This window comes from Rhizobium esperanzae, from assembly GCF_002204185.1.
Lineage (GTDB): Bacteria > Pseudomonadota > Alphaproteobacteria > Rhizobiales > Rhizobiaceae > Rhizobium > Rhizobium esperanzae.
The window spans coordinates 46085-69192 of sequence record NZ_MXPU01000025.1 but is presented as its reverse complement, the minus strand read 5'-3'; the positions used below and the strand labels follow the sequence as shown (position 1 = coordinate 69192).

General features: G+C 62.1%; 23 protein-coding genes. 15 read left to right on the top strand and 8 right to left on the bottom strand.

Features of this window, described 5'->3' with window-relative positions:
* The first annotated feature begins 17 nt into the window (after positions 1–17).
* Positions 18–341, top strand: coding sequence for a YbaB/EbfC family nucleoid-associated protein (locus B5E41_RS27625; RefSeq protein WP_004676719.1), 324 nt, complete (start codon positions 18–20; stop codon positions 339–341).
* A gap of 44 nt (positions 342–385) precedes the next feature.
* On the opposite strand, the gene B5E41_RS27620 is transcribed toward B5E41_RS27625, so the two are convergent.
* A complete protein-coding gene (locus tag B5E41_RS27620; RefSeq protein WP_088396892.1) occupies positions 386–1003 on the bottom strand; it encodes an MOSC domain-containing protein in 618 nt (205 codons plus the stop codon).
* A gap of 56 nt (positions 1004–1059) precedes the next feature.
* On the opposite strand from B5E41_RS27620, the gene recR reads away from it, so the two are divergent.
* Together recR and B5E41_RS27610 are read left to right on the top strand one after the other, a co-directional pair.
* On the top strand, positions 1060–1665 hold the full coding sequence (gene recR, locus B5E41_RS27615; protein WP_085857767.1) for a recombination mediator RecR: 606 nt from the start codon (positions 1060–1062) through the stop codon (positions 1663–1665).
* 10 nt (positions 1666–1675) lie between these two features.
* Positions 1676–2914 carry a lytic murein transglycosylase gene (locus tag B5E41_RS27610; RefSeq protein WP_088396891.1) on the top strand — a complete coding sequence of 413 codons (1239 nt, stop codon included), beginning with the start codon at positions 1676–1678 and terminating at the stop codon, positions 2912–2914.
* Positions 2915–2920: 6 nt separating this feature from the next.
* Here B5E41_RS27610 and B5E41_RS27605 read toward each other — a convergent pair whose 3' ends face one another.
* The gene (locus B5E41_RS27605) at positions 2921–3376 is read right to left on the bottom strand and encodes a GNAT family N-acetyltransferase (protein WP_088396890.1); all 456 of its coding nucleotides are present in this window, start codon (positions 3374–3376) and stop codon (positions 2921–2923) included.
* Between the two features lie 8 nt (positions 3377–3384).
* Positions 3385–5016 carry an MFS transporter gene (locus B5E41_RS27600; protein WP_088396889.1) on the bottom strand — a complete coding sequence of 544 codons (1632 nt, stop codon included), beginning with the start codon at positions 5014–5016 and terminating at the stop codon, positions 3385–3387.
* 243 nt (positions 5017–5259) lie between these two features.
* Between B5E41_RS27600 and rimP the strand changes: the two genes are divergently transcribed.
* The 10 genes from rimP (at position 5260) to B5E41_RS27550 (ending at position 17556) form a co-directional block, all read left to right on the top strand.
* Positions 5260–5865 carry a ribosome maturation factor RimP gene (gene rimP / locus B5E41_RS27595; RefSeq protein ID WP_088396888.1) on the top strand — a complete coding sequence of 202 codons (606 nt, stop codon included), beginning with the start codon at positions 5260–5262 and terminating at the stop codon, positions 5863–5865.
* Between the two features lie 60 nt (positions 5866–5925).
* A complete protein-coding gene (gene nusA / locus B5E41_RS27590; protein WP_064800221.1) occupies positions 5926–7527 on the top strand; it encodes a transcription termination factor NusA in 1602 nt (533 codons plus the stop codon).
* A complete protein-coding gene (locus B5E41_RS27585) occupies positions 7524–8216 on the top strand; it encodes an RNA-binding protein (RefSeq protein WP_170965915.1) in 693 nt (230 codons plus the stop codon). The genes nusA and B5E41_RS27585 overlap by 4 nt, the downstream gene beginning before the upstream one ends.
* A 102-nt stretch (positions 8217–8318) precedes the next feature.
* Complete coding sequence (infB, locus tag B5E41_RS27580) at positions 8319–11072, top strand: translation initiation factor IF-2 (protein ID WP_088396887.1); 2754 nt, start codon at positions 8319–8321, stop codon at positions 11070–11072.
* A 149-nt stretch (positions 11073–11221) separates the two neighbouring features.
* Positions 11222–11626: a 30S ribosome-binding factor RbfA gene (gene rbfA / locus B5E41_RS27575; protein ID WP_088396886.1), complete on the top strand. Its 405-nt coding sequence runs from the start codon at positions 11222–11224 to the stop codon at positions 11624–11626.
* 12 nt (positions 11627–11638) lie between these two features.
* Positions 11639–12571 (top strand): tRNA pseudouridine(55) synthase TruB, encoded by a 933-nt coding sequence (truB, locus tag B5E41_RS27570; RefSeq protein WP_088396885.1) that lies wholly within the window; start codon positions 11639–11641, stop codon positions 12569–12571.
* Between the two features lie 78 nt (positions 12572–12649).
* Positions 12650–13501, top strand: a complete 852-nt coding sequence (locus B5E41_RS27565; protein ID WP_088396884.1) for an alpha/beta fold hydrolase — start codon at positions 12650–12652, stop codon at positions 13499–13501.
* A 150-nt stretch (positions 13502–13651) separates the two neighbouring features.
* Positions 13652–13921 (top strand): 30S ribosomal protein S15, encoded by a 270-nt coding sequence (rpsO, locus tag B5E41_RS27560; RefSeq protein ID WP_009997779.1) that lies wholly within the window; start codon positions 13652–13654, stop codon positions 13919–13921.
* Between the two features lie 350 nt (positions 13922–14271).
* Positions 14272–16410, top strand: coding sequence for a polyribonucleotide nucleotidyltransferase (gene pnp, locus B5E41_RS27555; RefSeq protein WP_088396883.1), 2139 nt, complete (start codon positions 14272–14274; stop codon positions 16408–16410).
* Positions 16411–16539: 129 nt separating this feature from the next.
* A complete protein-coding gene (locus B5E41_RS27550; RefSeq protein WP_088396882.1) occupies positions 16540–17556 on the top strand; it encodes a class I SAM-dependent methyltransferase in 1017 nt (338 codons plus the stop codon).
* 93 nt (positions 17557–17649) lie between these two features.
* Here the strand turns inward: B5E41_RS27550 and fabI are convergent, their stop codons facing one another.
* The 3 genes from fabI to fabA are packed head-to-tail and all read right to left on the bottom strand — an operon-like array spanning position 17650 to position 20253.
* Positions 17650–18456 (bottom strand): enoyl-ACP reductase FabI, encoded by an 807-nt coding sequence (gene fabI, locus B5E41_RS27545; protein WP_088396881.1) that lies wholly within the window; start codon positions 18454–18456, stop codon positions 17650–17652.
* 4 nt (positions 18457–18460) lie between these two features.
* Complete coding sequence (fabB, locus tag B5E41_RS27540) at positions 18461–19693, bottom strand: beta-ketoacyl-ACP synthase I (protein ID WP_088396880.1); 1233 nt, start codon at positions 19691–19693, stop codon at positions 18461–18463.
* Positions 19694–19737: 44 nt separating this feature from the next.
* Complete coding sequence (gene fabA / locus B5E41_RS27535; RefSeq protein WP_088396879.1) at positions 19738–20253, bottom strand: 3-hydroxyacyl-[acyl-carrier-protein] dehydratase FabA; 516 nt, start codon at positions 20251–20253, stop codon at positions 19738–19740.
* A 301-nt stretch (positions 20254–20554) separates the two neighbouring features.
* Between fabA and irrA the strand changes: the two genes are divergently transcribed.
* Positions 20555–20974: an iron response transcriptional regulator IrrA gene (gene irrA / locus B5E41_RS27530; RefSeq protein WP_064800210.1), complete on the top strand. Its 420-nt coding sequence runs from the start codon at positions 20555–20557 to the stop codon at positions 20972–20974.
* A 16-nt stretch (positions 20975–20990) separates the two neighbouring features.
* On the opposite strand, the gene B5E41_RS27525 is transcribed toward irrA, so the two are convergent.
* Positions 20991–21626, bottom strand: coding sequence for a trimeric intracellular cation channel family protein (locus B5E41_RS27525; protein WP_064805816.1), 636 nt, complete (start codon positions 21624–21626; stop codon positions 20991–20993).
* A gap of 177 nt (positions 21627–21803) precedes the next feature.
* Here B5E41_RS27525 and B5E41_RS27520 point away from each other — a divergent pair, with 177 nt between their 5' ends.
* Positions 21804–22277: a hypothetical protein gene (locus B5E41_RS27520; protein ID WP_088396878.1), complete on the top strand. Its 474-nt coding sequence runs from the start codon at positions 21804–21806 to the stop codon at positions 22275–22277.
* Positions 22278–22279: 2 nt separating this feature from the next.
* On the opposite strand, the gene B5E41_RS27515 is transcribed toward B5E41_RS27520, so the two are convergent.
* Entirely contained in the window at positions 22280–23068 is a 789-nt protein-coding gene (locus B5E41_RS27515) for a YdcF family protein (RefSeq protein WP_088396877.1), read from the bottom strand.
* Positions 23069–23108 lie beyond the last annotated feature (40 nt).

Sequence of the window (23108 nt, the reverse complement as noted above, 5' to 3'; positions counted from 1 at the left end):
CAACAAGGAGCGAGACGATGCGCGACATCATGGGCATGATGGGCAAAGTCAAGGAAATGCAGGCCAAAATGGAGCAGATGCAGGCGGAGATCGCCGAGCTCACGGCCGAAGGCAAGGCCGGCGGCGGCCTCGTCACCGTCGTCATCTCGGGCAAGGGCGAGCTGAAAAGCCTGAAGATCGACCCGTCGCTGTTCAAGGAGGACGATGTCGAGATCCTCGAGGACCTGATCGTCGCCGCCCACAAGGACGCCAAGGACAAGGCCGAGGCGCTCGCCGCCGAAAAGACCAAGGCGCTCACCGCCGGCCTGCCGATCCCGCCCGGCTTCAAGCTGCCGTTTTGATAGCTGATGCTGCTATCGGGCCGGCGACCTACAGAACGCCGCTCTTAACGCTGCGCTTCCAGCATCGCCCGCAGCTTGTAGTGAATGGGAGCGGCGAGATATCGCGACCGGTCCGCCTCCGAAAGCTGTCGGCCTAATGTTTTCATAAGCTCCGGCATCGTCACCTTCTCTCCGGAAAAGGATTGATGCTCCACCGGCGCTCCGGCCTCGGCCACGCCGCCTCTGACGACGCGGCAGTAAATGCCGGGGCGGGCGGCCACCGTATAGCGCTTGACGAATTTCGGATCGGCCATCTTGACCGCAAAGGTGGCGCAGGGAATGCGGCAAGCGGTGGCCTCGAGAATAAGATCGCCCGCTATGAATCGGTCGCCGACTGAAACGTCGCGATTGTCGAGGCTTGAGATCACCATGTTTTCACCGAAGGTGCCGGGCTCGCAGGGCCGGCCGAGTTCGCCGGCCCACCAGTCGAGCGTCAGTGATCCCTCGATATAAACCGCCTGATCGACGCCGCCATGGTGCTTGCGGTTGCAGATGGCATCGCCGACCAGCCCTTCAGCGTCGATCATCACCGCGCCGTTGACGGACCGCTTGAAGACGCCGGTCTTGTAACTCTTGCCCGGCAGCCTTTCCGGATTGCCGGTGCAGAGCGCCAGGATTTTCATGGATGGCCGATCCTTCCGCGATTCCGTTTTCGTTCCATATCAGTTAAGAACGGCGCATGGCAAAACGAGTCACCGGCCCCGAAATCGAAAAACTCATCCAGCTTCTGGCGAAGGTGCCGGGCCTCGGGCCGCGCTCGGCGCGTCGGGCGGCACTGCATCTGATCAAGAAGAAGGACCAGTTGCTGGGGCCATTGTCGAATGCGATGGGCGAGGCCTATGACAAGGTGAAGATCTGTTCGCGTTGCGGCAATGTCGATACGGTCGACCCCTGCACCGTCTGCACCGACACGCAGCGTGATCAATCCGTCATCATCGTCGTCGAGGACGTTTCGGACCTCTGGGCGCTGGAGCGGGCGGGCGCGATGAACGCCGCCTACCATGTGCTCGGCGGCACGCTGTCGCCGCTCGACGGGATCGGGCCAGACGACCTCAACATTCGCGGGCTGGTCGACCGGATCGGCGAAGGCGGCATCCGCGAGCTGATCATCGCGGTCAACGCCACCGTCGAGGGACAGACGACGGCGCATTACATCACCGACCAGTTGCAGGGGCTCGAGGTGAAGATCACGCGGCTGGCGCACGGCGTGCCTGTCGGTGGTGAACTTGATTATCTCGATGAGGGCACGCTTGCGGCGGCCCTTCGGGCGCGGACGGTGATATGAGGGTTTGTATATGCGGCGAATATTCGCGCTCGCCATAACAGCGGCGCTCCTCCCCCTCCCCTCATCCGCAGCCCCATCGAAAGCCGATGTCGAGGCGCAGTTCGAAAGCTGGGTGCAGAAGGACCTCTGGCCCGAGGCGAAGGCGGGCGGTGTCTCCGAGAAGACCTTCAAGGCCGCTTTCTCCGGCATCACGCTGAACTGGAACCTGCCCGATCTCGCGCCGCCCGGTTTCCCGCCGCCGAAGGAGCAGAAGCAGACGCAGGCGGAGTTTTCCTCGCCCGGCCCCTATTTCAACGAGGACCGGCTGCAGAGGCTTGCCGTAACGGGACGCGGCTTTGCCGCGCAATATAGCTCGACGCTGAAGCGGATCGAGAAGTCCTATGGCGTGCCGGGGTCGATCGTGCTTGCCATCTGGGGCCGCGAGACCGGCTTCGGCGCCGCGAAGATACCGGAATCGGCGATCGAAGTGCTGGCCACCAAGGCCTTCATGTCGACGCGCAAGGAGATGTTCCGCACCGAGCTGGTGGCGGCATTGCATATTCTCGACGGCGGCGACGTCACGCCTGCCGATTTCAAGAGTTCGTGGGCCGGCGCGCTCGGCCAGCCGCAATTCATGCCGACGAGTTATCTGAAATACGCGGTGGATTTCGACGGCGACGGCCACCGCAACATCTGGACCTCGGTGCCGGATACGCTCGCCTCGATCGCCAACTATCTGGTCAAGAAGGGCTGGCAGCGCGATCGTGACTGGGGCTTCGAGGTGTCGATACCTGAAGCGGTTTCCTGCGCGCAGGAGGGGCCTGATCTGGCAAAACCGCTTTCGCACTGGGCCTCGCTCGGCATCGAGCGCATCTCCGGCAAGGCCTTTCCCTCAGGTGAGATGAAGGCTCAGGGGATGATGCTGGTGCCGGCCGGCCGAGACGGCCCGGAATTCATCGTCACGCCGAATTTCTACATCATCAAGGAGTATAACAACTCCGACCTCTATGCGCTTTATATCGGTAATCTCGCCGATCGGATCGCCTCGAACGGCGGCGCCTTCGAGGGCCAATGGGGCGATGTCGGCAAGATGCTGCGTTCGGATGTCGCCGCCATGCAGAAGGCGCTGGAGCGTCAGGGTTATGACGTCGGCGGCTCCGATGGATTGCCGGGCTACAAGACGCGGCGCTCGATCGGCCAGTGGCAGGCAAAGAACGGCATGAAGCCGACATGCTTTCCCGAAGCCGGCATGAAGGGCAGACTGAGATAGCCGGCTTCAAAGGTTGCGTTTCAGCCCTTCATGGCTGACGATGAAACCGAGCTTTTCGTAGAAGCGGATCGAGTCTTTCCGTGTCTTGTCCGATGTCAGCTGCACGAGACCGCAGCCGCGCTCGACGCATTGGACGACCGCCCATTCGATGAATTGGGCGCCGAGGCCCGCTCCGCGAAACTCTCTTGCGATACGCACGCTTTCGATCTGCCCGCGCCACATGCCGGTCCGGGAGAGGCCGGGAAGAAAGCTCAGCTGCAGGCAGCCGAGGACCTGGTCGGAGGCATCGGTTGCGACTGCCAGCAACTGGTTGGCGTCCGCCTCGATCGCCGCGAAGGCCGAGAGATAACGCGCGTCGACGGGATCGGAGACGATTTCCCTGGCGGCGCCGAGATCGTCATCGGCGAGAAGCCGGACGATGGCGGCAAGATCGGATAGGCGGGCAAGCCTGAAACTGTACATGGCTGCTCTCAATGATGCAGGTCGATCGGCGCCTTGTGGAACACATCATCGCCTGGCGGGATGGCCTGGCGCTCGATCATGCGGTGGACATGCGGCGGACCTTCGCCGCGGTGGAGCGCACGCAGCCGGTCGATGTTTTCAGCATCGGCCTGCGTGCGCCGCTGGTTGTGTCTTATATATTCGACCCAGGTCGGCGTATGGTAGGTCTCCGTCCACAGCCCGGGATTTTCGAGATCGCGCATCAGCGCCCAGTTGCGGGCGCCGTCGCGGATGCGGATGCGGCGGCGCTCGCCCATCAGCACCATGAATTCCGCCAGATCGTCGTCGGCGATCTCGTAATCGACCTGGATGACGATCGGGCCGCTGCGCGGGGTGATGTCGAGGCTCAAGGCCGGCGCGGTGAAGCGGTTCAAGGGATCGAGATTGAGCGAAGCGAAGGCGGGCATGGAAAAGCGCAGACCGATCGCAATGCCAAGCAGCATGACAACGGATGACATCAGCAGCGCATCGGCCACCCCGTAGCGATCGGCGGCGACACCCCAGAGCCAGCTGCCGCCAGCGATGCCGCCGAAGGTGACGGTCTGGTAGAGCGACAGCGCGCGGCCGACCACCCAGCGCGGCGTCGACAGCTGGACGATGGTGTTGAAAAGCGACAGCGCCGAGACCCAGCAGGCACCGGCGACAAGCAAACCGGCGGAGGTCAGCACGGCGTTTGGACTATAGGCGGCGATGACCGCGCTCAGTGCAAAGCCTGTAAAGGCCAGGCGGATGATCGTCTCGCTGGACAGCGCCTGGCGAATTCTCGCACTCAGCACCGCACCACCGATCGCGCCGATACCGAAGGCGCCGAGCATGAAGCCATAAGTCAGCGGACCGCCGGCAACGAGGTCGAGCGCGACGACCGGCAGCAGCGCCAGGATCGAGCTCGCGCCGATGCCGAAAACCAGCCCTCGCACGAGGACCTTTTCGAGATTGGGCGACATCGAGACATAACGCAGGCCGGCGAAGATGGCGCTGCCGAGCGCTTCGCGCGGCAGGGTGGAGACGGGCGTGCTCGGCCGCCAGCGCAACAGGGCGTAGATCAGGGCGAGGTAACTTGCGGTGTTCACCGCAAAGGCCGCGGCGGCACCCGCTGCCGCCACGATGACGCCGCCGATCGCCGGGCCGACGCTGCGGGTGATGTTGAAACCCATACTGTTCAGCGTGACGGCGCCCGGCAGATCGGCGCGCGGCACCATATCGCCGACCGAGGCCTGCCAGGAGGGGTTGTTGAGCGCCGTGCCGCAGCCGATCAGGAAGGTGAAGAAGAGCAACAGCCAGGGCGTGACCCAGCCGAGAAGGGCTGACGCCGTCAGCAACGCTGAAACCGTCAGCATCATGCACTGCGCCGTCAGCATGACCCGGCGGCGATCGAAATTATCCGCCAGCGCCCCCGATATCAGCGAAAACAGCATAATCGGCAGCGCAGTCGAGGTCTGCACCAGCGCGACCATGTCCTCCGAGGCGGTGATCGTCGTCATCATCCAGGCGGCACCCACTGCCTGGATCAGGCCGCCGAAATTGGAGGAAAGGCTGGCGAACCAGATGGTGCGGTAGGTATCGTGCCGCAAGGGCGCCAGTGTCGACGAGGTATAGCCCACGATGTCTCCCGCTTTTGTTATTGTGCGCCAACGGCAATATATGCGGAAGACGATCGCTGGCCATAGGTCCGTTCCCCTCTTCCGGCATAATTGGCGGAATCGGTCTCAGACCTTGCAATTTCGGAAAAACCCGACTATATGGCTCTCAAATTCTTGATCGCTTGATGAAGAGTGGGCCGCAAGGACCCGCTCTTTTTTATTAGCTCGATCGCCTGAACAGCTTGAAATTGCGAGGAGCGCCGCTTGTCGGACATGACAAACGCAGACAACGAACTTGAGCCGCGGCTGATTACCGAAACCGGGCTCGACCAGCGTCTGGCAGATATCATCGAACCCGTTCTCGTCGGCATGGGTTTCCGGCTGATCCGCGTGCGCATGCTGAACCAGAACGGCGCGACGATGCAGGTGATGGCCGAGCGCAATGACGGCACGATGACGGTTCAGGACTGCGAAGAAGTCTCGATGGCGATTTCTCCCGTCCTCGATGTGGAAGATCCGATCGATAAAGAGTATCATCTCGAGGTGTCTTCGCCCGGCATCGACCGTCCGATGGTGCGGAAATCCGATTTCGTCCGCTGGCAAGGCCACCTTGTAAAGTGCGAAACGTCGATCATGATCGGCAACCGCAAACGCTTCCGCGGCAAGATCGTCGAAGCAGACGCCGATGGATTCACGCTCGAGCGTGACCAGGTCGCCTATGGGGAAGAGCAGAAGGTCGTCATTCCCTTCACGGCGCTTAGCGATGCGAAGCTCATTCTGACCGACGATCTGATCCGCGATGCGTTGCGCGCCGACAAGCTGGCGAAAGCGCAGGCCGCGAACCAGAACGAAGCAGACGACCAGGAATAACCGATCAACAGACCGCTCCCAGGGACGGGAACCCTGGAGTAAAGACGGAGAAACAAAACAATGGCAGTCAGTGCGAACCGGCTCGAACTTCTGCAGATCGCAGATGCAGTGGCGCGCGAAAAAGTCATCGACCGGGAGATCGTGCTTGCCGCAATGGCCGATGCCATCCAGAAGGCGGCGCGCTCGCGTTACGGCACCGAATCCAACATCCGGGCCGACATCAATCCGAAGACCGGTGAAATCCGTCTGCAGCGCCTGCTCGAAGTGGTCGACAAGGCCGAGGATTATTCGACGCAGATCCCGCTGGAACTTGCCCGCGACCGCAATCCGGACGCAGCCCTTGGTGATTTCATCGCCGATCCGCTGCCGCCGATGGATTTCGGCCGCATCGCCGCACAGTCCGCCAAGCAGGTGATCGTACAGAAGGTGCGTGAAGCCGAGCGCGACCGCCAGTTCGACGAATTCAAGGATCGCGTTGGCGAAATCGTCAACGGCACCGTCAAGCGTGTCGAATACGGCAACGTCATCGTCGACCTCGGGCGCGGTGAAGGCATCATCCGCCGCGACGAAATGATCCCGCGCGAGAACGTGCGCTATGGCGATCGCGTCCGTGCATACGTATATGATGTCCGTCGCGAGCAGCGCGGTCCGCAGATCTTCCTGTCGCGTACCCATCCGCAGTTCATGGTGAAGCTCTTCACCATGGAAGTGCCCGAGATCTACGACGGCATCATCCAGGTGAAGTCGGTCGCCCGTGATCCGGGCTCGCGCGCCAAGATCGCGGTGATCTCGAACGACAGTTCGATCGATCCGGTCGGCGCCTGCGTCGGTATGCGCGGTTCGCGCGTCCAGGCCGTCGTCGGCGAACTCCAGGGTGAGAAGATCGACATCATCCCCTGGAGCCAGGACCCGGCGACCTTCGTCGTCAACGCCCTGCAGCCGGCGGAAGTGGCCAAGGTCGTTCTCGATGAGGACGCCGAGCGCATCGAAGTCGTCGTTCCCGACGAGCAGCTGTCGCTTGCGATCGGCCGCCGCGGCCAGAACGTCCGCCTCGCTTCGCAGCTGACCGGCTGGGACATCGACATCATGACGGAGGCCGAGGAATCGGAACGCCGTCAGAAGGAATTCAACGAGCGCACCAACCTGTTCATGGATTCGCTCGACGTCGACGAGATGGTCGGCCAGGTTCTGGCGTCGGAAGGCTTTGCCGCCGTCGAAGAACTTGCCTATGTCGATCTCGACGAAATCTCCTCGATCGACGGTTTCGACGAAGAGACGGCGCAGGAAATCCAGCAGCGCGCCCGCGAATTCCTCGAGCGTCTCGAAGCCGAGATGGACGAGAAGCGCAAGGCGCTTGGCGTTGAGGACGAGCTGCGCCAGATCGACGGCATGACCGCCCAGATGATGGTGGCGCTCGGCGAGGACGGCATCAAGACGATCGAGGATTTCGCCGGTTGTGCGGCCGACGATCTCGTCGGCTGGAGCGAACGCAAGAACGGCGAAACGAAGAAGTTCGAAGGCCTGTTCTCGAAGTTCGACGTTTCGCGTGTCGAGGCCGAGCAGATGATCGTGCAGGCGCGCCTCGCGGCCGGCTGGATCACCGAAGAGGACCTGGCGAAGGGGACCGAAGAAGAGGTCACCGAAGCCGAACAGGAAGCATGATGACCGCGCATGAGCCGAACGTTCATCCCGAGGACGACGATCTTGCAGGGTATGACGTGAACGGACGCATGTGCATCGTGACGCGCGAAAGCGGATCGCCGGAAGAGCTGATCCGCTTCGTCGCGGCTCCCGACGGAACCGTCGTCGCCGACCTGAAGCGCGAGCTTCCGGGACGCGGCTGCTGGGTGAAGGCAGACCGGTCGCTGGTCGACAGGGCGGTGGCGAAAAAGCTGTTCGCCCGGGCGCTGAAAGCGGACGTGAAGGCGGCGGACGATCTCGGCGCAAGCGTCGACCGGCTGCTGGCGGCGCAAGTGATGCAGATGATGAACATGGCGCGCAAGGCCGGCCAGTTCGTCAGCGGCGCCTCGAAAGTGGATGCCGCGGTCAGAAGTGGAGCAGCCCTTGCGGTGTTTCACGCGACTGACGCAGCGGATGATGGAGTGCGAAAAATCGACCAGGCCCGCAAGGCCTGGCACCTCGGAATGGAGACCGAGGAGGAGATACCTTCCTACCGTTTCTTCTCGGAGAGCGAAATGGAAGGCCTGATGGGCCAGAATGCTTTTATCCATGCCGCAGTGCTTGCAGGGCAGGCGGGTGAGGGTGTAGTGAAGCGCGCAAAGATGCTCGAACAGTACCGTATTGGCGGTCAGTCCCGGGCAGCGGGCGGCGCTGGCCGGCAAAAACAATGAGGCGGTCACCGGCATCGGCCGGTCTCATTCTCATTGATCGACAGTATTTGAACGACAGGGTCTGATCTAGTCATCGCTCCCTGTCCGAAGGAACGGGAACGAATGACCGATAGTAACGACGACAAGACACTCAGCGTAACGGGCAAGAAGACGCTCACCCTGAAACCATCGGGGATGAGCCAGGGTACCGTTCGCCAGGATATGGGTCGGGGTCGCACCAAGGCGGTCGTGGTCGAGACCCGCAAGCGGCGCCCGATGCGCCCGGAAGACGAAAAGCCGATCACGCCTGCGGCACCCGCAACCCCGATTCGCGCAGCCGAACCGGCGCCGGCACCTGCTCAGGCGCGTCCGCAGCAGTCGACACCGGCTCCGCGGATTCACCAGCCCGGCGGCGGCCAAGGCAACCAGCGTCCGCAGCAGTCCTATCAGCAGCCGCGTCCGAACGATCGCCCGCGCCCTGTCGTGCTGAACCATCTGTCGCCTGAGGAAATGGATGCGCGCCGCCGTGCGCTCGCCGAATCCCAGGCGCGTGACGCCCAGGATGCGATCCGCCGCGCCGAGGAAGAAAAGCGCCGTGCCGCCGAAGAGGCTGTCCGCAAGGCAGCCGAGGCGGAGGAAGCCGCACGCCGAGCCGTCGAAGAGGCAGCCGGGCAGGCCGAAGCCGCCGCCGCTGCTGCCGCCGAACCGGCTGCCACTGCGGCAGCGCCGGCACCCGCTACGGCCGAGGCTCGCCCGAACACGACGCCGCGCCCGGCAGCACCCGCGCCGGCAGCACGCCGGCCCGATGCCGACGGAGCAGCCGCTCGCCCGGCGCCCGGCGCGCCGGCTGGCGTTCGGGGCCGTCGCAATGACGGCGACGAGGACGATCGTGGCGCTTCGCGCGGCGGTCCGGCGCGCGGCCGCGTCGTTCGCCCCGAACCCGCAAAGCCGGTGACGACCCGTCCGAAAACGGATGAGGAGCGCCGCCGCGGCAAGCTGACGATCACCACTGCCGATGTGGACGGCGAGGACGCCGGCCGCAGCCGTTCGCTTTCGGCGATGCGCCGCCGGCAGGAGAAGTTCCGCCGCAGCCAAATGCAGGAGACTCGCGAGAAGATTTCCCGCGAAGTCGTCCTGCCGGAGACCATCACCATTCAGGAACTGTCGCAGCGCATGTCCGAACGCGCCGTCGATGTCATCAAGTACCTGATGAAGGAAGGCCAGATGATGAAGCCGGGCGACGTCATCGACGCCGACCTTGCCGAGCTCATCGCCGGCGAATTCGGTCATACCGTCAAGCGTGTGTCTGAATCCGACGTCGAACTCGGCATCTTCGACATCGCCGACGTCGAAGGTGACCGCGTTTCGCGTCCGCCCGTCGTCACCATCATGGGCCACGTCGACCACGGCAAGACCTCGCTGCTCGACGCCATTCGCCATGCCAACGTTGTTGCGGGCGAAGCGGGCGGCATCACCCAGCATATCGGCGCCTATCAGGTGGAGCAGAACGGCCAGAAGATCACCTTCATCGACACCCCCGGCCACGCCGCCTTCACGGCGATGCGTGCCCGCGGCGCGCAGGCGACCGACATCGCGATCCTGGTCGTGGCAGCCGACGACAGCGTCATGCCGCAGACGATCGAATCGATCAATCACGCCAAGGCAGCCGGTGTTCCGATCATTGTGGCGATCAACAAGATCGACAAGCACGAAGCCGATCCGCAGAAGGTGCGCAACCAGCTTCTACAGCACGAAGTCTTCGTCGAATCGATGGGTGGTGAAACGCTTGATGTCGAAGTGTCGGCTAAGACAGGCAAAAACCTCGACAAGCTGCTCGAAGCCGTTCTGCTGCAGGCGGAAATCCTTGACCTCAAGGCCAATCCGAACCGCACCGCAGAAGGTACCGTCATCGAAGCCCAGCTCGACCGCGGCCGCGGCTCGGTTGCCACGGTTCTCGTTCAGAACGGTACGCTGAAGCCGGGCCAGATCATCGTCGCAGGCGACGTCTGGGGCCGTGTGCGCGCCCTCGTCAACGACAAGGGCGAGCATATGAAGGACGCGCCGCCGGCGATGCCCGTCGAAGTGCTTGGCCTTTCCGGCACGCCGCAGGCGGGTGACAAGTTCGCGGTGGTCGAGAGCGAGAGCCGCGCCCGCGAAATCTCGGAATACCGCCAGCGTCTTGCCCGCGACAAGGCGGCTGCCCGCCAGTCGGGCCAGCGCGGTTCGCTGGAACAGATGATGACGCAGATGCAGAGCACCGGCATCAAGGAGTTCCCGCTCGTCATCAAGGGCGACGTCCAGGGCTCGATCGAAGCGATTGCCGGCGCGCTGGAAAAGCTCGGCACGGACGAGGTCCGTGCCCGCATCGTCCATTCGGGCGCAGGCGGCATCACCGAGTCGGATATTTCGCTCGCCGAAGCCTCGAACGCGGCCATCATCGGCTTCAACGTTCGCGCCAATGCGCAGGCGCGCCAGTTCGCCGAACGACAGGGCATCGAGATCCGCTACTACAACATCATCTACGACCTCGTGGATGACGTGAAGGCAGCGATGTCGGGCCTCCTGTCGCCGGAACGGCGCGAGACCTTCATCGGCAATGCCGAAATCCTGGAGGTGTTCAACATCACCAAGGTCGGCAAGGTGGCCGGTTGCCGCGTCGTCGAAGGCAAGGTCGAGCGCGGGGCGGGTGTGCGCCTCATCCGCAACGACGTCGTCGTTCACGAAGGCAAGCTCAAGACCCTCAAGCGCTTCAAGGACGAAGTCTCCGAAGTGCCGATGGGCCAGGAGTGTGGCATGGCCTTCGAAAATTACGAAGACATGCGCGTCGGCGACGTCATCGAGTGCTTCCGCGTCGAACATATTACGCGCACGCTCTAATCCTCGGCGTTCAGTCGCTTGACAAAAGCCATCCGCTCTCCGGCGGGTGGCTTTTCTACCTGCCGGCTTGACCTTTTCGACCAAAAGAGTCATGGACGCTCTCCTTTGACGGGTTCGATTCCCAGCCGCATCGGCAAACAGAGATAACAATGACCAGACCAACATCCTCCGCGCCGTCGCAGCGCATGCTGCGCGTTGGCGAACAGGTCCGCGCCGCGATCACCCAGGTGCTGCAGCGCGGCGAAGTGCGCGACGACATCATCGAAGCAACCGTGATTTCGATCTCCGAAGTGCGCATGTCGCCCGATCTCAAGATCGCGACGGCTTATGTCACGCCGCTCGGCGTTTCCGACCACAGCATCGTCATCGAGGCGTTGAACCGCCATGCGAAGTTCATCCGCGGCCGCCTCGGACCGCAGCTTCGGCAGATGAAATATATGCCGGAAGTGCGCTTCCGCGACGATACCAGCTTCGACAATTACAAGAAAATCGACGAGCTCTTGCGCTCGCCCGAAGTGAGCCGCGACCTCGACGGCGATAGCGACGAAAAATAACAGAAGAGACTGATGTCCAAACCACGCAAACCCAAGGGGCGGCCGATTTCCGGCTGGCTGATTCTCGACAAGCCGGTGGATTTCGGCTCGACGGAAGCCGTTTCCAAGATCAAGTGGCTCTACAAGGCGCAGAAGGCCGGCCATGCCGGCACGCTCGATCCGCTGGCCTCCGGCATGCTGCCGATCGCGCTCGGCGATGCGACCAAGACCGTTCCCTATGTAATGGACGGCCGCAAGATCTATGAATTCACGGTAAGCTGGGGAGAGGAGCGCGCGACCGACGACCTCGAAGGCGAGGTCACGCAGACATCCGACAAGCGTCCGACCGAACAGCAGATCCGCGACATCCTGCCAAAATATATCGGCACGATCAGCCAGGTGCCGCCGCAGTTTTCCGCCATCAAGATAGCGGGTGAACGCGCATACGACCTGGCGCGCGACGGGGAAGCCGTCGAGATCCCCTCGCGCGAGGTGGAGATCTTCCGGCTGACCCTGCTTGCCTGCCCGGACGCCAATACCGCACATTTCGAAGTGGAATGCGGCAAGGGCACCTATGTCAGAGCGCTCGCCCGCGATTTCGGCCGTGATCTCGGCTGCTACGGCCATATATCCGGGCTGCGGCGCACCTTCGTCGCGCCCTTTTCGGAAGAGGCCATGGTGCCGCTCGCAAACCTCGTGGCGCTGGAATCGATCGAGGATATGGATGAGCGGCTCGCCGCCCTCGATGCGCTGCTGATCGACACCTGCGAAGCATTGTCGGCCCTGCCCCATCTCGTCATCAACGACGACCAGGCGCACCGGCTGAAGATGGGCAATCCGATCCTGGTGCGCGGCCGCGATGCGCCGATTGCCGAAAGCGAAGCCTATGCGACGGCCCGTGGCCGGCTGATCGCGATCGGTGAGATCGGCCAGGGCGAATTTCGCCCAAAGCGGGTTTTCGCCTAAGTCTGCACAGCTGACGATTGTCATGCGATGGCGATGCGATATCTTCCTTTCGGACCATAGCGGCCTGAGAGGAAAATTATGCGCGCAATCGCAATTGGAATGCTGACGTTCTTTTCGCTATTCCTGACCGTCGCCGGCGCTCGATCTGCCGAGCGCTGGGCCGAGCTTCCGGCCTTTCCTGCCATGCCGACGCCGAAGGTGAGCGGCATGGCTGATGTGAACGACATCAAGATGTATTATGCCGAATATGGTGAAGGTGATCCGATCCTCTTCATCCATGGCGGACTCGGCAATACCGGCGTCTGGGGTCACCAGATCGCCGAATTCGCCAGGGATCATCTGGTCATCGTTGCCGACAGCCGGGGTCACGGACGCTCGACCCGCAGCCAGCAGCCCTTCGGCTACGATCTTATGACATCGGACTATGTCGCCCTTCTCGATTATCTGAAGATCGACAAGGTGACGCTCGTCGGATGGTCGGACGGCGGCATCATCGGCATCGACATGGCGATGAGATATCCGGAAAAGCTGACGCGGGTCATTGCCCAGGCGGCCAATGTCACCACCGACGGCGTCAAGCCCGACGTCTTGAGCAACAAGACCTTCAACGACTACATCACCGTCGCCGGAGAACAATACCGGAAGCTGTCGCCGACACCCAACGAATACGAGGCCTTCGTCAACCAGATTTCGCAGATGTGGGCGACGCAGCCGAACTGGACGGCGACGGAGCTTGGCAAGATCACGCTGCCGGTCACGCTTGCCATCGGTGATCATGATGAGGCCGTCAAGCTCGATCATACGGAGATGATGGCGAATGAAATTCCGGGGGCAAAGCTCGTCATCCTGAAAGACGCCAGCCATTTCGCCATGCTGCAGGATCCTGCAGGCTATAATGCGATGATCCGGGGCGCCGTGATGGGCCGCTGAACACTGCTGCGGCGCTCCCTCTTTCCATCGCTGCTTATTTGGTTTATAGGCAGCGCCAGCATCGGGTGCGCCCGATTGCATTCGCGGCCAAAGCTGGACGGCATCCCGGCTTTTGGCGACTTCTTCTCCTCTCATAGAAAGGACCATCCGATGTCGATCACTGCTGAGCGCAAGGCTGCGCTGATCAAGGAATACGCAACCGCCGAAGGCGATACCGGTTCTCCGGAAGTACAGGTCGCGATCCTGACCGAGCGCATCAATAACCTGACCGAACACTTCAAGGACCACAAGAAGGATAACCATTCCCGCCGTGGCCTGCTGACGATGGTTTCGAGCCGCCGCTCGCTTCTTGATTATCTCAAGAAGAAGGATGAAGGCCGCTATTCCAAGCTGATCAACAGCCTGGGTATCCGCCGCTAAGATTGTCCGGCGGGCGCTTTTAAGCGTCCGCCGGATCTGTTTCGGGACGATGTTCCGATGAAATGTTCCGGCCGCGCCCTATCTCAAGCGGTGGAACGACCGGCAGGCCCGGATGGGCCGGTTCTGCCAAACCAACCGCTGACCTGTCATGGGGCAGGATTGCCGGATGCTTTCGGCCAAAGCTCTCCAAGGCTTTGGCCCAAGTTTCTCAGGAACTCTCAAGTTCGGGAAACTGCCGATGAAAAGCCTCCCGTTGTCTTGCCCGTGATACGTCACATTGATTGCGGTCGACTGTGCGCTGCGCCCTGATATCGGCAATGGCGCGTGCTCCCGCATTGAAGGACAAGATTATGTTTGATACACACACAGTGGAAATCGAGTGGGCCGGCCGCCCGCTGAAGCTCGAAACCGGCAAGATCGCCCGTCAGGCCGACGGCGCGGTTCTCGCCACCTACGGTGAGACCGTCGTTCTTGCCACTGTCGTTTCGGCGAAGGCGCCGAAGCCCGGCCAGGACTTCTTTCCGCTCACCGTCAACTACCAGGAAAAGACCTACGCAGCCGGCAAGATCCCCGGCGGCTATTTCAAGCGCGAAGGCCGTCCGAGCGAGAACGAAACGCTCGTTTCCCGCCTGATCGACCGCCCGATCCGCCCGCTCTTCCCCGAAGGCTACAAGAACGACACGCAGGTCGTCGTCACCGTCGTCCAGCACGACCTTGAAAACAATCCCGACATCCTGTCCATGATCGCCTCTTCGGCGGCGCTGACGCTTTCCGGCGTTCCCTTCATGGGCCCGGTCGGTGGCGCACGCGTCGGCTACATCAATGGCGAATATGTTCTCAACCCGCATCTCGACGAGATGGATGAGTCGAGCCTCGACCTCGTCGTCGCCGGCACCTACGACGCCGTGCTGATGGTCGAGTCCGAAGCCAAGGAACTGCCCGAAGACGTCATGCTCGGCGCCGTCATGTTCGGCCACAAGGGCTTTCAGCCGGTTCTCGACGCAATCATCAAGCTCGCCGAAGTCGCTGCCAAGGAGCCCCGCGACTTCCAGCCGGAAGACTATTCCGAGCTCGAAGGCGAGATGCTGAAGCATTTCGAAGCAGAACTGCGCGAAGCTTACAAGATCACCCAGAAGGCCGACCGCTACGCCGCCGTCGACGCCGTCAAGGCAAAGGTCAAGGCGCATTTCCTCCCCGAGGAAGGCGAAGCCAAGTATACGGCCGAAGAAGTCGGCGCGATCTTCAAGCACCTGCAGGCCAAGATCGTTCGCTGGAACATCCTCGACACCAAGAGCCGCATCGACGGCCGCGACCTTGAAACCGTTCGTCCGATCGTTTCGGAAGTCGGCCTTCTGCCGCGCACGCACGGTTCGGCGCTCTTCACGCGCGGCGAAACGCAGGCGATCGTGGTGGCCACGCTCGGCACCGGTGAAGACGAGCAGTATGTCGACAGCCTGACCGGCATGTACAAGGAGCGCTTCCTGCTCCATTACAACTTCCCCCCCTTCTCGGTTGGTGAGACCGGCCGCATGGGTTCCCCGGGTCGCCGCGAGATCGGTCACGGCAAGCTGGCATGGCGTGCGATCCGTCCGATGCTGCCGTCGGCGGAGCAGTTCCCCTACACGTTGCGCGTCGTTTCCGAGATCACCGAATCCAACGGCTCGTCCTCGATGGCAACCGTCTGCGGCACGTCGCTGGCGCTGATGGATGCAGGCGTCCCGCTGGCGAAGCCGGTTGCCGGCATCGCCATGGGCCTGATCCTCGAAGGCGATCGCTTCGCCGTCCTCTCCGACATTCTCGGTGACGAAGACCACCTCGGTGACATGGACTTCAAGGTTGCCGGTACGGCCGATGGCATCACTTCGCTGCAGATGGACATCAAGATCGCCGGCATCACCGAAGAAATCATGAAGGTTGCTCTCGGCCAGGCCAAGGGCGGTCGCGCCCATATCCTCGGTGAAATGGCCAAGGCCATCACCGAAAGCCGCGGCCAGCTCGGCGAATTCGCTCCGCGCATCGAAGTGATGAACATCCCGGTCGACAAGATCCGCGAAGTCATCGGTTCCGGCGGCAAGGTCATCCGCGAAATCGTCGAAAAGACCGGCGCGAAGATCAACATCGAGGACGACGGCACCGTCAAGATCGCCTCCTCTTCCGGCAAAGAAATCGAAGCGGCTCGCAAGTGGATACACTCGATCGTTGCCGAGCCTGAAATCGGCCAGATCTACGAAGGCACTGTTGTCAAGACCGCCGACTTCGGCGCCTTCGTCAACTTCTTCGGCGCCCGCGACGGCCTCGTTCATATCTCGCAGCTCGCTGCCGAGCGCGTCGCCAAGACGCAGGACGTCGTCAAGGAAGGCGACAAGGTCTGGGTCAAGCTGCTCGGTTTCGACGAACGCGGTAAGGTTCGCCTGTCGATGAAGGTCGTCGACCAGGCCACCGGCCAGGAGATCGCGAACGAGAAGAAGAAGGAAGAAGCGGCCGAATAAGCCGCGTTTCCCAGATTGAATTCCGGGCGCGGGAATCTTCCGCGCCCTTTTTGTATCCCGTTTTGCGCATGTCGTGGACGCAAAACCGCTGCACAATTTTGCGCGACATGCTTTAACGAGACGAGACCCATGAGCCGCGAGACGCTGAAGACCCTGTTCCATCCTTTTGCCAGCGGCACAGTCGAGGCGCCCGGCGAGGGCGAGCGTGTGCTCTTTCTCGGCGCCGAGGCAGGCTTTCAGCTGCCCGAAGGCTTTGCCGCCTCGCTCAGCGCCGTCCAGGGTTTCCGGCCGCTCTACCGGCAGCTGCTGGCGCAGCGAATCGACGCCAAGCCGGAGATCGACGGCGAGGATTATGACGCGGCCCTCGTGCTGTGCACCAAGCATAAGGGCGAGAACGAAGCCAATCTGGCCGCGGCGCTCGCCCGCACGCGGGCGGGCGGCCTGATCGTCGTTGCCGGGGCGAAGGAAGACGGCATCCAGCCGCTGCGCAAGCGCCTGGAAGGGTTCGGCCTCGCCATCGATCATATGCCGAAATATCACGGCGTCGCCTTCTGGTTTGGCCGGCCGGCAGATGCCGGCGAGATCGTCACCAAGCTGGCAAAAGCGCCGGTGCGGGTCGACGACCGCTTCCTTGCGACAGCCGGCATGTTCTCGCATGACCGGATCGATGCCGGATCGGAGCTGCTCGCCTCGCGCCTGCCGCAGGATTTTACCGGCGACGTCGCCGATTTCGGCGCCGGATGGGGTTATCTCTCTGTCGAGATGGCGAAGAGATCGCGCGGACTGGCGCGTCTTGACCTTTACGAGGCCAATCACGCGGCTCTGGAGGCTGCGCGGGGCAATATGGCGGAGAACTGCCCGAGCGCGCCTGCGCGCTTCCTCTGGCACGATCTGGCGGGCGAGCCGGTCAAGGACAAATACGATCTCGTCATCATGAACCCGCCCTTCCATGAGGGCCATGCCGCCGAGCCGTCTCTCGGCCAGGCGATGATCAAGACCGCCGCAACCGCGCTTCGCGGCGGCGGCCGGCTGATGCTCGTCGCCAATCGCGGCCTGCCCTATGAGCCGGTTCTTGCCGCAGAATTCAGGGAAAGCGGCGAGACCTGCCGCAATGCGCGCTTCAAGGTTCTGTGGGCGAAGAAATAAGGCCCAACGGGCTTCGAAGCGATCTCGCCATCATGAAACAAAAAGGCCGTGCGCAGACTCTGCGCACGGCCTTTGAATTTGGATGAGCGGCGTCTACTCGACGTCTGCCCGGCGCAGCGTGTCCAGCGTCGGCATCGAGGTGATGTTGAAGCCGGCGTCGACGAAGTGGATTTCGCCGGTGACGCCGGCGGAAAGGTCCGAAAGCAGGTAGAGCGCCGAATTGCCGACCTGATCGATGGTCACCGTCTTGCGCAGCGGTGCATTCCGCTGGTTCCACGAAAGGATCGCGCGCGCATCGGAGATGCCGGCGCCGGCAAGCGTGCGGATCGGCCCGGCCGATATGGCGTTGACGCGGATGCCGCGCGGGCCGTAATCGGCGGCGAGATAGCGCACCGAAGCCTCGAGCGCTGCTTTGGCGACGCCCATGACGTTGTAGTTGGGGATGACGCGTGTCGAGCCGTTATAGGTCAGTGTCAGCATCGCGCCACTGCCTTCCATCAGCGGTGCGCAGCGCTTGGCGATCTCAGTGAAGGAGAAGCAGGAGATGACCATGGTGCGGCTGAAATTCTCCCGCGTCGTATCGGCGTAGAGGCCCTTCAGCTCGTTCTTGTCGGAGAAGCCGATGGCATGGACGATAAAATCGAGCTTGCCCCAGCGCTCGCCGAGCGAGTCGACTACAGCGTCGACGGACGCAATATCCTCGACGTCGCAAGGCAGCACGAAATCCGAGCCGACTTCGGCGGCCAGCGGCCTGACGCGCTTGCCGAGCGCATCGCCCTGATAGGTGAAGGCGAGGTCCGCACCCTGTGCGGCGAGAGCCTTCGAAATTCCCCAGGCGATCGAGTGGTTGTTGGCGACGCCCATGATGAGGCCGCGCTTACCCTGCATGATTCCAGTCATTTTATTATCCGTTATGGCGCTGGAAGACGAGCGTGGCGTTCGTCCCGCCGAAGCCGAAGGAGTTGGAGAGGGCGATATCGATCTTCGCATCGTCGATACGCTTGCGCACGATCGGCACACCTTCGAATTCGGGATCGAGCTCGGTGATATGGGCGCTCTCGCCGATGAAGCCTTGCTGCATCATCAGCAGGGAATAGATCGATTCCTGCACGCCGGCCGCACCGAGCGAATGGCCGGTCAGCGACTTGGTCGACTGGATATGCGGGATCTTGGTGCCGAACACCTCGCGGATGGCGCCGATTTCCTTGCTGTCGCCGACCGGCGTCGACGTGCCGTGGGTGTTGATATAGTCGACATCGCCTTTGACGGTGGAAAGCGCCTGGCGCATGCAGCGGATAGCGCCCTCGCCCGAGGGAGCGACCATGTCGTAACCATCAGAGGTGGCGCCGTAGCCGACGATTTCGGCATAGATCTTGGCGCCACGCGCCTTGGCGCGCTCGAGCTCCTCGAGTACCAGCACGCCGGCGCCGCCGGCGATGACGAAGCCGTCGCGGTTGACGTCATAGGCGCGCGAGGCGCTGTCGGGCGTGTCGTTGTACTTGGAGGACATGGCGCCCATCGCGTCGAAGAGATTGGACATCGTCCAGTCGAGATCTTCGTGGCCGCCGGCAAACATCATGTCCTGCTTGCCCCACTGGATCATCTCGGCGGCGTTGCCGATGCAATGGGCAGAGGTCGAGCAGGCCGACGAGATCGAATAATTGACGCCGTGGATCTTGAACCAGGTGGCGAGCGTGGCCGACGCGGTCGAAGACATCGCCTTCGGTACGGCGAAGGGGCCGATGCGCTTCGGGCTGTTGTTCTTGACGGTGATGTCGGCCGCTTCGATCAGGGTGCGGGTGGAGGGGCCGCCGGAGCCCATGATGATGCCGGCGCGTTCGTTCTGCGCGTAGTCTTTCTCTTCCAGACCGGAATCGGCGATCGCCTGCTTCATGGCGACATGGTTCCAGGCGCCGCCCTGCGACAGGAAGCGCATGGCGCGGCGATCGACCAGTTCCGCAAGCTCCGTCTGGCCGAGCTTGGGGCTGCCCCAGACCTGGCACTTGAAGCCGTGTTCGGCGAAATCGTTGGAAAAGGAGATACCCGACTTTGCCTGGCGCAAGGATTCGGTGACTTCGGCCGCATCGCTTCCGATCGAGGAAACGATACCCAGACCCGTGACAACTACCCGTCTCATCTGATCAAACCTTTGTTGTTTTCGTCAGCCGCTCGAAATGCGGTTCAGGCGGTCTTGTCTTTCGACAGACCGACGCGAAGGTCGGACGCCTGGTATATGGTCTCGCCATCCGCCTTCAGCCAGCCGTCGGCCGTGCCGAGCACAAGGCGACCGCGCATGACGCGCTTGAAGTCGATGCCGTATTCGATCAGCTTCGTATGCGGCCGGACCATGCCCTTGAATTTCACTTCGCCGGTTGAAAGCGCCATGCCGCGACCTTCCTCGCCGAGCCAGCCAAGGAAGAAACCGGTCAGCTGCCACATGCCGTCGAGGCCGAGGCAGCCCGGCATGATCGGATTGCCTTCGAAATGGCAGGGAAAGTACCAGTCGTCGGGGCGTACGTCGTATTCGGCCCTGAGATAACCCTTGTCGAAGGCGCCGCCTGTTTCGGAAATTTCCGTGATGCGGTGAACCATCAGCATGGGCGGCAGCGGCAGCTGCGCATTACCGGGTCCGAACAGCTCGCCATGGGCGCAAGCGATGAGTTCTTCATACGAGAAGCTGGACTGTCTGGTGGTCATAAAATTTCTTTTTCCCCCCGCGTGAAGCCGATGGATGTGAACGTGTAGTCCAAGTTCTTCAGAAAATGAAGCACAAGCAAGGCAGCTTCATTCATCGGTTTGGACCAGGCTTACGCCATTATTTGGTGGTCGCATACAGGAAGGCCAGAGCTGCGACCAGACCTATTTGCATCAAAAGCCCGTTTTTGCCGCGTTTATCAGGCTCTTGTCCCCACTGAACTATTGAAAGGCTCCGATGCAAAAGTTATACCGCTTGAAGAAACATGATTGCTTTATGCAGGAATAATCGGAGTTCGTGTTGATGACGGGTGCACTCCCGATCGCAATAGAGGTAAGGCTGCGCGGCGCGGGCCTACGCCCTACACGCCAGCGCGTCGCGCTCGGCGACCTCCTGTTTGCCAAGGGCGACCGGCATTTGACTGTCGAGGAACTGCATGAGGAGGCGGTTGCCGCAGGCGTGCCGGTTTCGCTGGCGACCGTCTACAACACGCTGCACCAGTTCACCGAAGCCGGCCTCATCCGCGTTCTCGCCGTCGAGAGCGCCAAGACCTATTTCGACACCAATGTTTCCGACCACCACCATTTCTTCATCGAAGGCCACAACAAGGTGCTCGACATTCCCGTCAGCAACCTGACGATCGGCAATCTGCCGGAGCCGCCCGAAGGCATGGAGATCGCCCATGTCGACGTGGTGATCCGGCTGCGGGCCAAGCAGGGCTGACGGCGCCCAAAAAGGCTCACATCACATCGTCGGGATGCCGCCCGGGTTTGTGCTTGTAGATCGGGAAGGTCCAGCCGAACCACAGCGCGCCGCCGCGAACGGCAAAGGCCGCCACAACGCCGCAGCCCGAGGCGAGATAGAGCGGCATTCCCAGCGCATTGGCGAGCGTAAACACGCCGGCGCCGATCAGAGCCGCCGTCACATAGATTTCCGGCCGCAACAGCACCGAAGGCTCGTTTGCCATCAGATCGCGCAGGATGCCGCCGAAGGTCGCCGTCAATGTGCCGGTGACGATCGCGATGGTCGGCGAGCCGGTGGCGGCAAGTCCCTTGGCGGCACCGAGAACGCAATAGGCGGCAAGGCCGATCGCATCCAGCCAGATCAGCAGGCGATAGCGCGATTCCAGCAGATGGGCGGTGAAGAAGACGATGACGCCCATGATGCAGCAGACGAGGATATAAGCGGGGTTCAGCACCCAGAAGACCGGCACGCGGCCGAGCACGATGTCACGCACGGTGCCGCCGCCGGTTCCCGTCACCATGGCGAAAAACAGAAAGCCGATCAGATCGAGCTGCTTGCGCGAGGCGGCGAGCGCGCCTGTCGCGGCAAACAGCGCAATGCCGGCATAATCGAGATAGACGAGCAAGGACATGCGGACCCCGGAACCGGCGAAGAGTTTCCGGAAAGAACCATGGCGGCAAGGGCGGCGCAAGGCGGCGCGGCCATAAAGCATCAGTCTTTATTCGATGCATGTTGTTATCCCAAACCGCCGCACAGGTTCGGGCAACATGCATAGGCTTCAGAGCCTTTGTCCAAAAGAGGAAAGCCCGTGAAAACGCTGGTGCTCGCCGTTCTCAATATCGTCCCGCTGCTCGCCATGCCGGTTGGCGCGCTTGCCCAGCAATCGCTGATCTCCGACCCCGAGATCTACGAGAAGAAGCATTTCCAGGAACAGTGCAAGGCGGCCGAATTTGCCGACGGCTTCGTCACCCGGCAGGACATCAACAATGACGGGCTGATCGACGCCGTGGTCAATGAGGGCCAACTGACCTGCGACGGGCAGAAGGGGCCGCAATGCAACGACGACGGCTGCACCTATAATTTCTATCTGCAGGTTGCCGAAGGCGGTTATTTCATGATCGCGACGGCGCAGATCTATGGCTACGACTTTGTCCAGCGCTTCGGCAACATGGTGCTGGCGATGAAGATGCATCCGCGTTTCTGCGACCGCACCGAAGGCGATCCCTGCATCGTGACCGCGCGTGTGCGCGGCGCGAAATTCGTCACCATCTCGAAGAAATAGGCTTAACGCGGATAGAGCTCCGACGTCCGGCCGGCGAGATAGTAGCCGATGAGGCCGTACCATTCGCGGATCGCCGTCGCCATATTCTGGGCATTGAGGTTCGGCTGAGTGAAATCCAAGGTCAGCCGAACCTGCCCGTCGGTACGATAGTCGGTCGGCCAGGGCACGATGTCGATGCCGAGCTTGCGGAAGATGCCGACGGAACGCGGCATATGGAAGCCCGAGGTGATCAGCAGGCAATGGGAAAGGCCCTGGCCTGCGAGGAATTCCCTGGTGTTGACGGCATTTTCGAAGGTCGTGCGCGATTGCCGCTCCTCGATCAGGCGATCCCTGCCGATGCCGAACAGTGGAAAGAAACGCCCGGATGCCGCCGCATCGCCTTCGTAAATGCCCGAAATGGAGCCGTCGCCGCCCGACACGAGAATGCGCGACTGCGGAAATTTCTGCGCGAGCCGCAAGGCTTCGACGAAGCGGTCGGCGCCGGCGTTGAATTCGATGCCGTGGCGGGCCGTGTTCACCTCGTTTTCGAAGGCGCCGCCGAGCACGATCATGCATTGCAGGCTCTGCGGATCGGCGACGGGTTTTGGAAACCGCTGCTCGAGGCCCTGCATCATGAGGTTGCCGGCGGTGGTGTAGAGCGTGACGAAGAGGATGAGCGCGCTAGCCGTTGCAGCAAGAATACTCAAGGCACGCCAGCGCAGCAGCCCGGCGATGAGGGCGAAGAAGACGAGCAGGAATGCCAGCGACAACGGCTGGGCAAAAATCCAGACGAGCTTCGAAATCAGGAACACGATCTACTCCTTGAGGACGGACAGCGATCTTCCTATCCGA

What these genes read in the sequence shown, in the direction of transcription:
- B5E41_RS27625 (WP_004676719.1), top strand. Translation starts at nt 18, where the DNA reads ATGCGCGACATCATGGGCATGATGGGCAAAGTCAAGGAAATGCAGGCC.
- B5E41_RS27620 (WP_088396892.1), bottom strand. Translation starts at nt 1,003, where the DNA reads ATGAAAATCCTGGCGCTCTGCACCGGCAATCCGGAAAGGCTGCCGGGC.
- recR (WP_085857767.1), top strand. Translation starts at nt 1,060, where the DNA reads ATGGCAAAACGAGTCACCGGCCCCGAAATCGAAAAACTCATCCAGCTT.
- B5E41_RS27610 (WP_088396891.1), top strand. Translation starts at nt 1,676, where the DNA reads ATGCGGCGAATATTCGCGCTCGCCATAACAGCGGCGCTCCTCCCCCTC.
- B5E41_RS27605 (WP_088396890.1), bottom strand. Translation starts at nt 3,376, where the DNA reads ATGTACAGTTTCAGGCTTGCCCGCCTATCCGATCTTGCCGCCATCGTC.
- nusA (WP_064800221.1), top strand. Translation starts at nt 5,926, where the DNA reads ATGGCAGTCAGTGCGAACCGGCTCGAACTTCTGCAGATCGCAGATGCA.
- B5E41_RS27585 (WP_170965915.1), top strand. Translation starts at nt 7,524, where the DNA reads ATGATGACCGCGCATGAGCCGAACGTTCATCCCGAGGACGACGATCTT.
- infB (WP_088396887.1), top strand. Translation starts at nt 8,319, where the DNA reads ATGACCGATAGTAACGACGACAAGACACTCAGCGTAACGGGCAAGAAG.
- rbfA (WP_088396886.1), top strand. Translation starts at nt 11,222, where the DNA reads ATGACCAGACCAACATCCTCCGCGCCGTCGCAGCGCATGCTGCGCGTT.
- truB (WP_088396885.1), top strand. Translation starts at nt 11,639, where the DNA reads ATGTCCAAACCACGCAAACCCAAGGGGCGGCCGATTTCCGGCTGGCTG.
- B5E41_RS27565 (WP_088396884.1), top strand. Translation starts at nt 12,650, where the DNA reads ATGCGCGCAATCGCAATTGGAATGCTGACGTTCTTTTCGCTATTCCTG.
- rpsO (WP_009997779.1), top strand. Translation starts at nt 13,652, where the DNA reads ATGTCGATCACTGCTGAGCGCAAGGCTGCGCTGATCAAGGAATACGCA.
- pnp (WP_088396883.1), top strand. Translation starts at nt 14,272, where the DNA reads ATGTTTGATACACACACAGTGGAAATCGAGTGGGCCGGCCGCCCGCTG.
- B5E41_RS27550 (WP_088396882.1), top strand. Translation starts at nt 16,540, where the DNA reads ATGAGCCGCGAGACGCTGAAGACCCTGTTCCATCCTTTTGCCAGCGGC.
- fabI (WP_088396881.1), bottom strand. Translation starts at nt 18,456, where the DNA reads ATGACTGGAATCATGCAGGGTAAGCGCGGCCTCATCATGGGCGTCGCC.
- fabB (WP_088396880.1), bottom strand. Translation starts at nt 19,693, where the DNA reads ATGAGACGGGTAGTTGTCACGGGTCTGGGTATCGTTTCCTCGATCGGA.
- fabA (WP_088396879.1), bottom strand. Translation starts at nt 20,253, where the DNA reads ATGACCACCAGACAGTCCAGCTTCTCGTATGAAGAACTCATCGCTTGC.
- irrA (WP_064800210.1), top strand. Translation starts at nt 20,555, where the DNA reads ATGACGGGTGCACTCCCGATCGCAATAGAGGTAAGGCTGCGCGGCGCG.
- B5E41_RS27525 (WP_064805816.1), bottom strand. Translation starts at nt 21,626, where the DNA reads ATGTCCTTGCTCGTCTATCTCGATTATGCCGGCATTGCGCTGTTTGCC.